Origin of the sequence: Streptosporangium amethystogenes subsp. fukuiense, from assembly GCF_042665875.1 — a bacterium.
GTDB classification, from domain to species: domain Bacteria; phylum Actinomycetota; class Actinomycetes; order Streptosporangiales; family Streptosporangiaceae; genus Streptosporangium; species Streptosporangium fukuiense.
On sequence record NZ_JBHTEE010000001.1, the window covers coordinates 7801412 to 7813663 of the forward strand.

Annotated in this window: 14 protein-coding genes; 7 read left to right on the forward strand and 7 right to left on the reverse strand. The window is 69.7% G+C overall.

Annotation, left to right across the window (positions count from 1 at the left end; translation table 11 throughout):
- Positions 1-80 precede the first annotated feature (80 nt).
- On the forward strand, positions 81-947 hold the full coding sequence (locus ACFQVD_RS34705) for an NAD(P)-dependent oxidoreductase (RefSeq protein WP_343972660.1): 867 nt from the start codon (positions 81-83) through the stop codon (positions 945-947).
- 48 nt (positions 948-995) lie between these two features.
- Here ACFQVD_RS34705 and ACFQVD_RS34710 read toward each other — a convergent pair whose 3' ends face one another.
- The 3 genes from ACFQVD_RS34710 to ACFQVD_RS34720 form a co-directional block, all read right to left on the reverse strand.
- On the reverse strand, positions 996-1877 hold the full coding sequence (locus ACFQVD_RS34710; RefSeq protein ID WP_343972663.1) for a class I SAM-dependent methyltransferase: 882 nt from the start codon (positions 1875-1877) through the stop codon (positions 996-998).
- Positions 1878-1996: 119 nt separating this feature from the next.
- Complete coding sequence (locus ACFQVD_RS34715; protein WP_343972666.1) at positions 1997-2575, reverse strand: helix-turn-helix domain-containing protein; 579 nt, start codon at positions 2573-2575, stop codon at positions 1997-1999.
- A 197-nt stretch (positions 2576-2772) separates the two neighbouring features.
- Positions 2773-3288 carry an anthrone oxygenase family protein gene (locus ACFQVD_RS34720; protein WP_343972669.1) on the reverse strand — a complete coding sequence of 172 codons (516 nt, stop codon included), beginning with the start codon at positions 3286-3288 and terminating at the stop codon, positions 2773-2775.
- A gap of 246 nt (positions 3289-3534) precedes the next feature.
- Here ACFQVD_RS34720 and ACFQVD_RS34725 point away from each other — a divergent pair, with 246 nt between their 5' ends.
- On the forward strand, positions 3535-4470 hold the full coding sequence (locus tag ACFQVD_RS34725) for an AraC family transcriptional regulator (protein ID WP_343972672.1): 936 nt from the start codon (positions 3535-3537) through the stop codon (positions 4468-4470).
- Positions 4471-4819: 349 nt separating this feature from the next.
- Positions 4820-6721 (forward strand): glycoside hydrolase family 15 protein, encoded by a 1902-nt coding sequence (locus ACFQVD_RS34730; protein WP_343972675.1) that lies wholly within the window; start codon positions 4820-4822, stop codon positions 6719-6721.
- Between the two features lie 231 nt (positions 6722-6952).
- On the opposite strand, the gene ACFQVD_RS34735 is transcribed toward ACFQVD_RS34730, so the two are convergent.
- The 4 genes from ACFQVD_RS34735 to ACFQVD_RS34750 form a co-directional block, all read right to left on the reverse strand.
- Positions 6953-7195 carry a hypothetical protein gene (locus ACFQVD_RS34735; protein ID WP_343972678.1) on the reverse strand — a complete coding sequence of 81 codons (243 nt, stop codon included), beginning with the start codon at positions 7193-7195 and terminating at the stop codon, positions 6953-6955.
- 224 nt (positions 7196-7419) lie between these two features.
- Positions 7420-8151, reverse strand: a complete 732-nt coding sequence (locus ACFQVD_RS34740; protein ID WP_343972681.1) for a phosphatase PAP2 family protein — start codon at positions 8149-8151, stop codon at positions 7420-7422.
- Positions 8152-8176: 25 nt separating this feature from the next.
- Positions 8177-8941, reverse strand: a complete 765-nt coding sequence (locus ACFQVD_RS34745; RefSeq protein WP_343972684.1) for a phosphatase PAP2 family protein — start codon at positions 8939-8941, stop codon at positions 8177-8179.
- Positions 8942-8994: 53 nt separating this feature from the next.
- Positions 8995-9378, reverse strand: a complete 384-nt coding sequence (locus ACFQVD_RS34750; RefSeq protein WP_343972687.1) for a hypothetical protein — start codon at positions 9376-9378, stop codon at positions 8995-8997.
- A 173-nt stretch (positions 9379-9551) separates the two neighbouring features.
- On the opposite strand from ACFQVD_RS34750, the gene ACFQVD_RS34755 reads away from it, so the two are divergent.
- The 4 genes from ACFQVD_RS34755 to ACFQVD_RS34770 all read left to right on the forward strand — a co-directional run bounded on the left by ACFQVD_RS34755 (position 9552) and on the right by ACFQVD_RS34770 (position 12220).
- Positions 9552-10022, forward strand: coding sequence for a GAF domain-containing protein (locus ACFQVD_RS34755; RefSeq protein ID WP_343972690.1), 471 nt, complete (start codon positions 9552-9554; stop codon positions 10020-10022).
- A 45-nt stretch (positions 10023-10067) separates the two neighbouring features.
- Complete coding sequence (locus ACFQVD_RS34760; RefSeq protein ID WP_343972693.1) at positions 10068-10775, forward strand: GAF and ANTAR domain-containing protein; 708 nt, start codon at positions 10068-10070, stop codon at positions 10773-10775.
- A 95-nt stretch (positions 10776-10870) separates the two neighbouring features.
- Complete coding sequence (locus tag ACFQVD_RS34765; RefSeq protein WP_343972696.1) at positions 10871-11956, forward strand: quinone-dependent dihydroorotate dehydrogenase; 1086 nt, start codon at positions 10871-10873, stop codon at positions 11954-11956.
- A gap of 60 nt (positions 11957-12016) precedes the next feature.
- Positions 12017-12220: a heavy-metal-associated domain-containing protein gene (locus ACFQVD_RS34770; RefSeq protein WP_343972698.1), complete on the forward strand. Its 204-nt coding sequence runs from the start codon at positions 12017-12019 to the stop codon at positions 12218-12220.
- Positions 12221-12252: the final 32 nt, after the last annotated feature.

Sequence of the window (12252 nt, forward strand, 5' to 3'; positions counted from 1 at the left end):
GGTGGAGTGGCCGGCGGTCCGCGTGGCGGCACGGCCGCCGGAACCCCGGTGAGCATAATGACGTGGAGGGGGGATGACCTATGCGCGTTGCCGTGCTCGGGATGGGCATGATGGGGCGGGCGCTGGCCCGGCGGCTGCTGGGGCTCGGTTTCCAGGTCACGGTGTGGAACCGCACGCCGGGCCGGGCGGACGAGCCGGTCAGCCTCGGCGCCGTCGAGGCGGCCTCACTCGGCCAGGCGGCGCGGGCGGCCGAGGCGGTGCTGCTGTCACTCGCCGACGGCCGGGCGGTCCGCGAGGTGATGGCCCAGCTCGTCCAGGCCGGTCCGATCGAGTCGACCAGGCCGGTCGTGGCCGACCTGAGCACCGTCGCCCCGGCCACGGCCCGCGAGATACGAGACCTGGTGCCGGGAGGCCGATTCGTGGCGGCCCCCGTGCTCGGCGGTCCCTCGGCCGTCGCCGAGGGGAAGGCCACGGTCCTGGTGGGCGGCGAGCGCGACCTCGTCGACGTGCTGAAACCGGTGTGGACGGAGGCCTTCGCCTCCTACTCCTACTGCGGCGCCGACCCCGGTGCCGCGCTCGCTTTCAAGCTGCTGAACAACTACCTGCTCATGTCCGGGATCGCGGTGCTCGCCGAGGTGACGGCCACGAGCCAGGCAGCCGGCCTCGACAACATGCTGCTGCACGACTTCCTCTTCCAGTGGCCCACCGTCGCGCCCGCCCTGCACAACCGGATCGACGACGTCCTGGCCGGCGACCACCGGGGGTGGTTCACGACGAGGCTCGCCGCCAAGGACGTGCGGCTCGCCGCCGAGCTGGCCGAGTCGAGCGGCCTTGAGCTGCCCATCGCCCGGCTGGTCGAGCGGCGTTACGAGGAGGCGGCCGAGCGCGGCTGGGAGGGCGCCGACATCGGCGCGATCGTCGAGCTGCTGCGCGGCGGATCACACTAGGGGTGTCGGCACCTCGGCGGCCACGGCGCGGAACGCGGTCGTCGAGGGTCAGGTGCGGCGTGCGGCCCAGACGGTGCGTTCGGTGCGTACCGAGAGGTCGTCGCGGCGTAGGACGCTGTGGGGGCCGTCCGTGTCGAGCAGCCGGTCGAGCGCGGCGAGGTCTTCGGCCGGGAGCGCTTCGGTGGCGGCGCCGCGGATGCGCCGAAGGGCGTTCAGGGCGTAGTGGCCGATGGCCTCGCTGTGGGCACCGTCGATGTTCACGGTGATGGTGTGCTCGTCGTCGAGGGTGAACCCGGCGGCGGTGAGCATCGGTCCCCAGTCGGCGCCGCGGTAGGGCACGTGTTCGGCGTGGAAGTGGTCGGTCGCGGCGTGGCAGCGCTCTTCCAGGCCGGGCCGGTCCTCGGGGGCGCCTTCCGGCAGGAAACGGGGGAACCCGGCCAGCTCGACGACGGCGAACAGGCCGCCGGACGGGAGCATGTCGTGGACGTTGCGCAGGGCGCGGCCGGGGTCGGCCATGTGGTGCATCGAGGCCGAGGCCCACACCAGGTCCGGCGTGCCGAGATCGGGCCAGTCGGCGGCGTCGAGGTCGGCCTGCACGGTGCGCACCCGGTCGTCCACATCCTGGGCGCATGCCTTCTTCCGCAGGCGGTGCAGGTGTCCGGGTGAGGCGTCGACGGCGATGACGTGGGCCTCGGGGAAACGGTTCAGCAGGGCGAAGGTGCCCGCTCCCGTGCCGCAGCCCAGGTCGACGATCCGGCGCGGGCTGGTTTTCAGGGGCAGCCACGCGGTGATGGCGGCGATGTGCTCGGCGAGGATCTCCGCGTCCAGGTCGAGGATCTCCGCCTGGTCGGCGTCGTCTTGCCAGTGGTGATCGTGCTGCGTGCTGTGCTGCGCGCCGTGGTGGCTGGTGTGCGGGTGTCCATGGGTCATGTCGTCACCGTAAGCCGGGTTTGCTTACCCGGCAGGACGGCTCCCGGAATACGCAAGATGTCAGCGTGTGGCGGTGCCCGACGCGCAAGACGCACCCGTGCCGAGGGCGCGCGTCGCCGTCATTCGCGGATGTCAGGGGTGTCGCGCTGGTGTCCGCGGCGGGCATCGCGGTCGAAGATGCCCAGAACCTCACACGGCCCGCCTTCGGCGCCGATGGCGTGCGGCATCATGGTGGGGAACTCGGCGGCCTGGTTGGTCTCGAGGCGGAAGCGCCGGTGGCCCAGCATGAGGATCGCGGTGCCGGAGAGTACGACCAGCCATTCCCGGCCGGGGTGGGCGCGCATGCGGGCGGGGTTGTCGGGCGGTGGCTCGGTCATGCGCTGGCGTACCACGCTCATGCCGGGGTCGGCCTTCACCGGCCAGCGCATCAGGCCGTGGGCGCCGTCGATCATCGGGCTGGTGACGACGTCGTCGGTGGCGGTCTCGACGAGCTGGTCGAGGGTGGTGTCCAGGGCTCGGGCGAGGGTGACGAGCTGGTCCAGGGCGAGGCGGCGCTGACCGTTCTCGATACGGCTCAGTGAGGACTGGCTGAGGTTGGCGCGGGTGGCCAGTTCTTCCAGGGACCAGCCCTGCGCGACCCGCAGGGCGCGGATGCGTTTGCGTACGAGGCCGTCCAGCTCTCCATTTTCTTGCGTCATACGCAATATCGTATGCCTTTTCCGCAAAGCGCGTTTAACGTCGTGTGCGGAAGGCCCGGAACGGCCGGGGCCACGCACGAGGAGAGGGTGCGACATGTCTGTGCGGACTTCCCGCTACGCGAGCGACGTACTGCCCGGTGAGACCATGGACGTTGTGGTGATCGGCGGCGGCGCCACGGGCTCGAACGGTGCGTCTGTCACGAGCCGCCCGGCGGCCCGATGCGCCCGTACAGCACGAGGGCCCAGGTGAGGCAGCCGAAGGCGGCGACGCACGCCACGGTGCGGGCGAGGTTCCAGCGAACCCACACCGCCTCGAACCGCTCGCGCACCGCCGCGAGGTCGGCGACGCCGTCGGGCTCCCCGGCGGCGTCGAGCGCGTTGTTGAGCGGCACGTTGACCCGCATGGTGATGACGAGCACCACCGCGTACAGGACGAGCGCGGCCACGATCCAGGGCAGCATGGGGCGTCCCTCCCGGTGCAGGTGGAGCAGCGCGGCCAGGACGGTCAGCACCAGCGCGCCGCCGAAGCAGACGGCGAACCAACCGTTGAGGATCGCCACGTTGATCCGCTGCATGGCGCCGACGAAGGTCCGGTCGTCCGTCCGGCCCAGGCCGGGCATGACGGAGCAGGTGTAGGCGTAGAAGAGGCCCGCCATGAGCCCCACGGTGATCGTCGCCGCGACCAGCGCGACGCCCCGGAACAGCATCAACATCACATCCTCCATGACCGTCGTCGAAATTCCAGCGGGATCGGACACGCTCGCCCCCACCGAGGGCGGGAACCCGAGCGGGACGGCGCCCGTGCGCCCCGCCGGCCGCCCCAGACGCCGGTGTCGGTGGCCTCGTGCGTGTAGCCGGTGAAATCCCGGGCTCCCTCATACCGTCAGTGAACCGGGTAACGGTGAGACGGTCCATGGCTGAGAAGCTCGGTTCCATGTTTCAGCGTCTAGGGTGAATCCGTGGACGCACTCACCGACCTCCTGGACGGGCCGAGAGCCCGGGGAGCGTTCCTGCTCCGCTCGATCCTGAGCCCGCCCTGGTCCCTCCGTATCCGGGATCGGGCACCGCTCGCCCTGGCGGCCATGGTGCGGGGCGAGGCGTGGGTGGTCCCCGACGGCGGCGAAGCGGTGCGCCTGGGGCCCGGGGACGTCGCGATCATCCGTGGTCCCGATCCCTACACCGTCGCCGACGACCCGGCCACGCCTCCCCAGGTGGTGATCCACCCCGGGCAGCACTGCACCACCCTCGACGGGCGGGACCTGGCCCAGGCGATGGACCTGGGCGTCCGCACCTGGGGCAACAGCCCCGACGGGTCGGCGGTGATCCTCACCGGCGCCTACCAGATGCGCGGGGAGATCAGCCGGCGTCTGCTGGAGGCGCTGCCCACGCTGCTGGTCCTGCCGGAAGGCGCCTGGAGCTGCCCCATCATCCCGCTGCTCGCCGACGAGATCGTCAAGGACGAGCCGGGTCAGGAGGCCGTTCTGGACCGGCTGCTCGACCTGCTGCTCATCGCCGTCCTGCGGGCCTGGTTCTCCCGTCCCGAGGCCGGGGCCCCCGCCTGGTACCGCGCCCACAGCGATCCCGTGGTGGGCAAGGCCCTGCGCATGCTGCACAACAACCCCGCCCACCCCTGGACCGTGGCCGCCCTGGCAGCCGGGGCCGGCGTCTCCCGCGCGGCCCTGGCCCGTCGCTTCACCGAGCTGGTCGGCGAGTCACCGATGGCCTTCCTCACCGGCTGGCGGCTGGCCATGGCCGCCGACCTGCTGCGCGAGACCGACGCCACGGTCGGCGCGGTGGCCGCTCAGGTCGGGTACGGCAGTTCGTTCGCGCTCAGCACGGCCTTCAAACGGGTACGCGGGGTCAGCCCGCAGGAGTACCGCGCCGGGGCGAGGTAGACGGCTCCCCCGGGAAGTGGACACAGGTCGTGACCTGGGCGTTCATTCTCGCACCGACCGGGAAGGCTAGCCGGTCGAGGGGGACGACATGGAATACAGGGACTTCGTTCACACCGTGGCGGGGTGTGGGGTTTTCCACCATGTTCTGGCACAGCTTCCCGGGGAATTCCAGGAGATGGTGGAGACCACCACCTGACCCGGGGGGCCGGCGGGCGGGGGGCCTGGCGAAGCGGACAGCCCGGTTCCCCGCCGCGGGCCGGAAATCTCGGAACCGGTGGGCGTGACGAGCGGATATGTCCGGCAGGTGACAGCCGTTCCCAGCAGGGCGGCCGAGGAGAGGAAAGGGCTTATGACCGCGAATCCATCGATGAGCGCGCCGCACGGCCCCTCCCCTTTCCCGCCCATCGCCGAGTACGCGTTCCTGTCCGACTGCGAGGTCACCGCGCTGGTCGCGCCGAGCGGGAACGTCGAGTGGCTCTGCCTGCCCAGGATGGACTCCCCCAGCGTCTTCGCCGCCATCCTGGACCGGGGCGCGGGAGGCTTCCGGTTCGGTCCCGCGGACATGAGGGTGCCCGCCGCGCGCCGCTACCTGCCCGGCACCATGATCCTGGAGACGAGCTGGGGCACGCCCACCGGCTGGATCATCGTGCGCGACCTGCTCCTGGTCGGACCCTGGCACCACCACGAGGAGCTCTCCCACACGCATCGGAGGGCGCCGACCGACTACGACGCCTCCCATGTGCTGCTCCGCACGGTGCGCTGCGTCAGCGGGGAGGCACAGGTCACGCTCGGCTGCGAGCCGATGTTCGACTACGGCCGCATCCCCGCCCGCTGGTCGTACACCGACAGGGGCTACCACCAGGGTGTCGCGAGGGCGGCGGGGCAGAGTCTGGAGCTCAAACTCACCACGGACCTGCGGCTGGGGTTCGAGGCCGGGCGGGCGACGGCGCGCACCCTCCTCAAGGAGGGGGACACGCGCTTCTGCGCGCTGTCGTGGACGATGCACGAGCCGCCGTACACCTTCACGGAGGCCTACGAGCGGCTGGTGTGGACCGCCCACCACTGGCAGCACTGGCTCGCCAGGGGAAACTTTCCCGACCACCACTGGCGGAGCTACCTGGAGCGCAGTGCACTCACCCTCAAGGGCCTGACCTTCGCCCCGACGGGCGCGCTCATCGCGGCGGCGACCACCTCCCTGCCCGAGACCCCGGGGGGCAGCCGCAACTGGGACTACCGCTACTCCTGGATCAGGGACTCGACCCTCGCCCTCTGGGGCCTCTACACGCTGGGCTTCGACTGGGAGGCAGACGACTTCTTCTGGTTCATCGCCGACGTCGCGGAACGGGACGAGGAGCTCCAGGTCATGTACGGCGTCGACGGCGAGCGCGAGCTGGAGGAGCACATCCTCGACCATCTTCACGGGTACGAGGGCGCCAGGCCCGTCCGGATCGGCAACGACGCCTACCAGCACCGCCAGAACGACGTCTGGGGCGCCGTCCTCGACTCCTTCTACATCCACACCCGGTCGCGGGACCGCCTGGACGAGCGGATCTGGCCCGTCCTGAAGCGGCAGGTCGAGTCGGCCATCAGACACTGGCAGGAGCCCGACCGGGGCATCTGGGAGGTGCGCGGAGAGCCGCGGCACTTCACCTCCTCGAAGATCATGTGCTGGGTGGCGATCGACAGGGGCACCCGGCTCGCCCTGCTCAGGGAGGAGTTCGAGCTGGCCACGCGCTGGCAGGCGATCGCCGACGAGATCCACGTCGACGTGTGCGCCAACGGCGTCAGCGAGCGAGGCGTGTTCAAGCAGCACTACGACACCGACGCTCTCGACGCGTCACTCCTGCTCGTCTCGCTGGTGCACTTCCTGCCGCCCAGCGACCCCCGGGTCCGCGCCACCGTTCTGGCCATCGCCGACGAGCTGACCGCCGACGACCTGGTCCTGCGCTACAGGACGGAGCACACGGACGACGGCATGTCGGGCGAGGAGGGCACCTTCACGATCTGCTCGTTCTGGCTCGTCTCGGCGCTGGTCGACATCGGGGAGTACACCCGGGCCCGCAGGCTCTGCGAACGGGTCCTCTCCTTCGCCAGTGCCCTCGGACTCTACGCCGAGGAGATCGATCCGGTGACCGGGCGCCACCTCGGCAACTTTCCCCAGGCGTTCACCCACCTGGCACTCATCAACGCGGTGATCCACATCATCCGCGCGGAGCGAGAGCAGTTCATCCCGACCGCCTGGCCGACGTAGCGGCGGTCATGACCGCACGCGGACGTACGAGAGCACCCGAACGGCCTGGCTAGGCTTTCGGGTATGAACCGTCGGGTGATTGCGATAGTCGTGCTCGTCGGCCTGCTCGCGACGAGCGGTCTGTCGGTGGTGCTGGCCTGGGGACTCAGCGGCTGAACACACGGGGCCGCTGAGTGGCCGAGCCGTCGCGCACGCCCCCCGACGCCGCGACCGCTCCCTCCGGGGATGTCGCTAGGCGACCACCATCGAGTTCTGGCCTGCGGGCTGCGCGTTCTGCTGAGGGGTGTACACGGGCTGTTCCGCGACGGGCTGGGGCTGCTGCTCGGCGACCTGCTCGGCAGGGGCCTGCGTGGCAGGGCAACCGCAGTAGCCGTTGGTCAGGATCAGGCGACCCCGCTGCGCCGTGTAGGTGCGAGAGTCGGTGGCGAGGAGAACGCCCGTACATTTGGCGCAGACGACGGATTGATGATCCATGGACCGGCTTCCTTCCTTGAGGGTAGCCGTCGAACGTCTCTCTGTCCGGCCGGCTGGCTGTTCGTGCCCCGCCGGAGAGAGGTGAATCTCCCTATTGGGGTTTCTATCTTACTTCGTAGCGCAGGGCGATCATTGAGCGACCCCAAGTGACAGGTGTGAGACTTGGTGACGCTGCTTCATAACGGTCTCATGTGAAGCGACCCCGTGGGTGGGGAATGTCTCTCTCACCCCCCGGCTGATTCCCGGTACGACCGGGCGGCTCCCGATGGCCTCGGGGCCTTCTCCCTCTCCCGCACCACCGGGCGGAACAGCAGCGCGTTGGCCGCCACCGCGATGCAGACCAGGCCGAGCAGGAAGCCCCAGCTCACGTCGCTCAGGTGGTGCATGCCGCGGTACATGCGCGAGTAGCCGATGCCGAGGGGGACGCCCAGGCCGACCAGCCACCACAGCACGTTCAGGATCTTGTAGCGGTGGGTGTGGACGGTCAGCACCAGGGCGACGCCGCAGTAGAAGGCGACAGCGGCGCTGGTGTGGCCCGAGGGGAAGCTGGAGGTGGGCGGGGCGGGGTCGAGATGCTCGACGGCGGGCCGCTTGCGCTGGGCGAAGACGGTGGCCAGCAGGAAGATCGCCGACTGGGAGAAGACCGCCAGCGCGAGGAAGATCGATTCGTTCCAGCGCCTGAAGACCAGCCGGAAGCCGATGACGAGCAACGCGGTCGCAGTGATGATCACCGGGGTGTCGGACAGGCCCGACATCACATCGGTGATCGAACTCCAGTAGGCGGTGCGGCCCTGGGCCAGCTGCTCGTTGACCCCCTGATCGTTCGCCACGAGGGTCGTCGTCTGCAGGACCTTGGTGATGAGGAGTCCGACACCGATCGTCAGGACGGCCATGATGGCCAGCGGTACCAGGATGAGGCGCGTCACGCCTTTGAAGTCCACCGACATTTTCGACATGGCGCGCCAGCTACCCCGAATGGCCTCACCGGAACGCCTCGGGTTCGATGCCTTCCATGGGCGGTTCGACGGGTTTGCGGCCCTCTCCCCGGCGCCAGGCCTCGAAGCCCACGGCCGTTCCCACCACGACCACCACGCCCAGCGCGACCCCGGCGACGACGTCACTGGTCCAGTGGACGCCGAGCGCCACCCGGCTGTAGGCGACGAACACCACGATGACCGCCGCGACGATCCAGGCGGCGATCCGGGAGGCCGGAGTCCGCAGGAAGGGCAGCAGGATGAGCACGAGGATGCACGCACCCAGCGCGGCGCCCATCGCGTGGCCGGAGGGGAAGGAGGCGCCGGGCGCCGAGGCCACCGGATCGGGCAGGTCGGGCCGGGCGCGGTCGACGATCCCCTTGACCGCGAGGTTCAGCAGGCCGCCGAAGGTGATCGTGGCGACCGCCCAGACGGCCAGCCGCGGCGCGCCCCGGTACCAGAGCCAGGCGGCGGTCAGCAGCACCAGCCCACGCCATGTCCAGGGGCCGAACACCTCGGTCGCCACGTTGAGGAAGGCCGTGTAGCCGGGGTGCTCCAGTGCCTGGGCGTGCAGCTGGAGGGCGATGCCCTCGTCGAAGCTCCTGAGCGGTGAGGAGGAGGTCTTCACAAGTACGAGCAGGACCACGAACGGCACCGTGAAGATCGCCACTGCCACCACCGCCAGCGTCAGGCGTATGCCCAGGCGCAGGTCGGCGGAGTGATCATCGGGATTTCCGTGCGGTGGTGACTCACCTTGGACAGATCGAACCATCGTTCATGGCTACCCGATTTCCGGTGAATATTCTTTTCACCCCGGGTAAAGCCTCAGGCCGCGGGCTTGGATTCGCGCCGGGTGGTCCAGCGCAGGACGTCGCAGTGCCGTCGCTCGGCCTCGGCGAGCGACGCCTCGTCCGTGTAGGCGTCGAGGACGGCCCGCAGCCGCGGCATCTGTGCCGCGACGTCGTCCCACGCCTGGGAGGGGTCGTCGACGCCGAGCTCGATCAGCGCGTCCAGGTGTGCGGCGTAGGCGGTCCACCACTGCCGGCTCAGCTCGGCCAGAAACCCGCCGAGCCCGTCGAACTCCCGCTGGATCTCCTCCTCCCACCAGACAGGGACCGTGACGTCACCGGTTTCCGTGAGGTCGCGGAGCACGGTGTGCGCCAGGGTGCGCCGCCGCCGGGCGATGGCCGAACGTGACAGGGTGTTCATGCGGTCCACCCTGCCGATCTCTGTTTGCCGAACGCTTGACGATGTGTTGACGGCGATATGCGGCCGGGGAAAGGAACCGCTTGGCCGGAGTCATCGGGCAGCACTAGGCTCTGATCCGCAGATCATTCCGCCCTGTGTCCGCGGAGCTACCTCGACGTGGAGGAAGCCCGCCCATGACACAGGTCCTCGAATTCTCCCGGCTCATCGATCGCACCCTCGGTGCGCTGGCCGACGTTCTCGGCGCCGACGGCGCGGCGCTCATGCTGATAGACGACCACGACCGGTTGCGGGCGATCGGCGGTTCCGACGACCACGGCCGGCGCCTGGAGCTGATCCAGGAGCAGATCGGCTCCGGGCCGGCCATCGAGAGCGTGGCCCGGGGGGAGGACGTCACGGTCGACGACCTGAGGGCGGCCAGGCCCCTCGGGTTCCCCGGCGTGGCCGCGCGGGTCTCGGAGGTCCGCGCGGTGCTCTCGGTGCCGTTGCGAACCGAGGAACGGCTGATCGGCACCCTGAATTTCTACGACCGGATGAGCCATGAATGGCAACCCGCGAAAGTCCGGGCCGGGGAACGCCTCGGCGAGCTCATGGTGATGGTTCTCCAGGCGCTGGCCAATAGATCTCCTATTTCTGGGCAGTCGTAGTGTGCATGTCAAGTAACCAGGTCGACGCTGAAAGGCGCCCCGCATATGACTCACATTGATCCGGAAGCGCTGGTCGCGAGCTTGAGAAAGCTCAGGACGACCTCGCCCGCCATAGGCATAGTCCATCAGCTGGAGCGTGCCGTGGACGTGGTGAACTCGCTGTTCGGATATTCGGGTGCGGGGCTGATGTTCGCGGAGGAGGGCAAGGATCTTCGCTATTTGGTCGCCACCGACGACCCGGGGCGGAGTCTTGAGGGCGCGCAGCTCCATCTTGGTCAGGGACCGTGCATTTCCGCGTTTGAAGAGAATTGTGCGGTGACCTCGAGCGACGTGCGTGTCGACCCGCGCTGGCCGAAGCTCGCCGACCGGCTCCACCTGGAGGTGCGGGCGGTGGCAGGGGTGCCCGTCCGGCTCGGCAGCGAGCCGGTGGGTACGTTGAACGTCTACCAGGCCACGGTTTACCAGTGGGATGAGTCGGACATTCAAGCCCTCTACGGCTATGCGGACGTGATCGAGCAACTGCTCGCCGCCGCGATGGCCGCCGAGGAGAAGAGCGCGCTGGCCGAGCAGCTCCAGTACGCCCTCGACTACCGCGTGGTCATCGAGCGGGCGATCGGCTACCTGATGGGAAAGCACGACCTGACCGCCACCCAGGCCTTCACCGGGCTGCGCAAGCAGGCCAGGGACAGCCGTCGCCGGGTCGCCGACCTCGCGGCCGAACTGCTCGGTGAGGGAGCCGGAGAGATGCGGTGATCCTGCTCACGTCTTGGGGCTGAACCCGGCGAATGCCCGCTGATCAGGCACACCGGTGACCTGGTCGGCGCGAGTCGGCACTAACCTGATCGGTGATGTACAGATTCGTCTTCTCGCAGGTCCTCAGCCGCCTCGACGCGGAGGACGCGCACCATCTGACGGTGCGCGCGCTCCGCGCCCTCTCGGTCATGCCCGTGGTCAAGAGGCTGCTCCACCGCAGCCTCGCGCCGCGCGATCCCGCACTGCGCGTGCAGGCCTTCGGCGTGCACTTCCCCGGCCCGTTCGGGCTGGCGGCCGGCTTCGACAAGGACGCCGGCTGTGTGGAGGCCGTGTCCGCGCTCGGCTTCGGCCACGTCGAGGTCGGCACGATCACCGCCCACGCGCAGCCGGGCAACGCCCGGCCCCGGCTGTTCCGCCTTGTGGGAAACCGGGCGATCATCAACAGGATGGGTTTCAACAACGCCGGAGCCTCCGCGGCGGCCCGGCTGCTGAGCAGGCCCAGGGGCGTTCCGGCGATCGTCGGCGTCAACATCGGCAAGACCAAGGTGGTGCCCGAGTCGGGGGCCGTCGACGACTACGTGACCAGCGCCAGAAAGCTCGCTCCGCTGGCCGACTACCTGGTCGTCAACGTCAGCTCGCCCAACACCCCCGGGCTGCGCGACCTCCAGGCCGTGGAACTGCTCGGCCCGCTGCTGCGGGCGGTGAAGGAGGTCGCCGACGCCACCCCCAAGCGCACCCCGCTGCTGGTCAAGATAGCGCCCGACCTGGCGGACGACGATGTGGACGCGGTCGCCGACCTGGCCCTGGAGCTCGGTCTCGACGGCATCATCGCCACCAACACCACGATCGGCAGGCAGGCGCTGACCGGCGCGGAGCGTGACCTGGCCCAGCAGAGCGGCGGCCTGTCCGGCAGGCCGCTGAAGGCCAGGTCCCTGGAAGTGCTGCGCAGGCTGCGCGCGAGGGTGGGCGACCGCCTGGTGCTCGTCTCCGTAGGCGGCGTGGAGGACGTGGACGACGTCTGGGAACGCCTGCTCGCCGGGGCCACGCTCGTTCAGGGCTACAGTGCGCTGATCTACGAGGGGCCCCTCTGGGCGCATCGCGTCAACCGCGAACTCGCCCGCAGGCTCCGCCGTCACGGCGTGGTGGACCTCCGGCAGATAATCGGCCGCACCGCTGCCTGATCCACCCGCCCCGGGAGGCGATATACCCTGGGTAGGTAATCCTGGGGCATTGGAGGCACGATGAGCGTGATCACATATACCGTCACCGGCATGACCTGTGGCCACTGCGTGAGCTCGGTCAAGGAGGAGGTCGGCGAGGTCTCCGGCGTCACCGGTGTCGACGTCGACCTCGCGACCGGCAGGGTCGACGTCTCCGGCGACTCTCCCGACGACGCGGCCATCCGCGCCGCCATCAAGGAGGCCGGCTACCAGGTGGCGGGCTGATCCGCCGCCGGTCCCATCCGGCAGACCAGGGC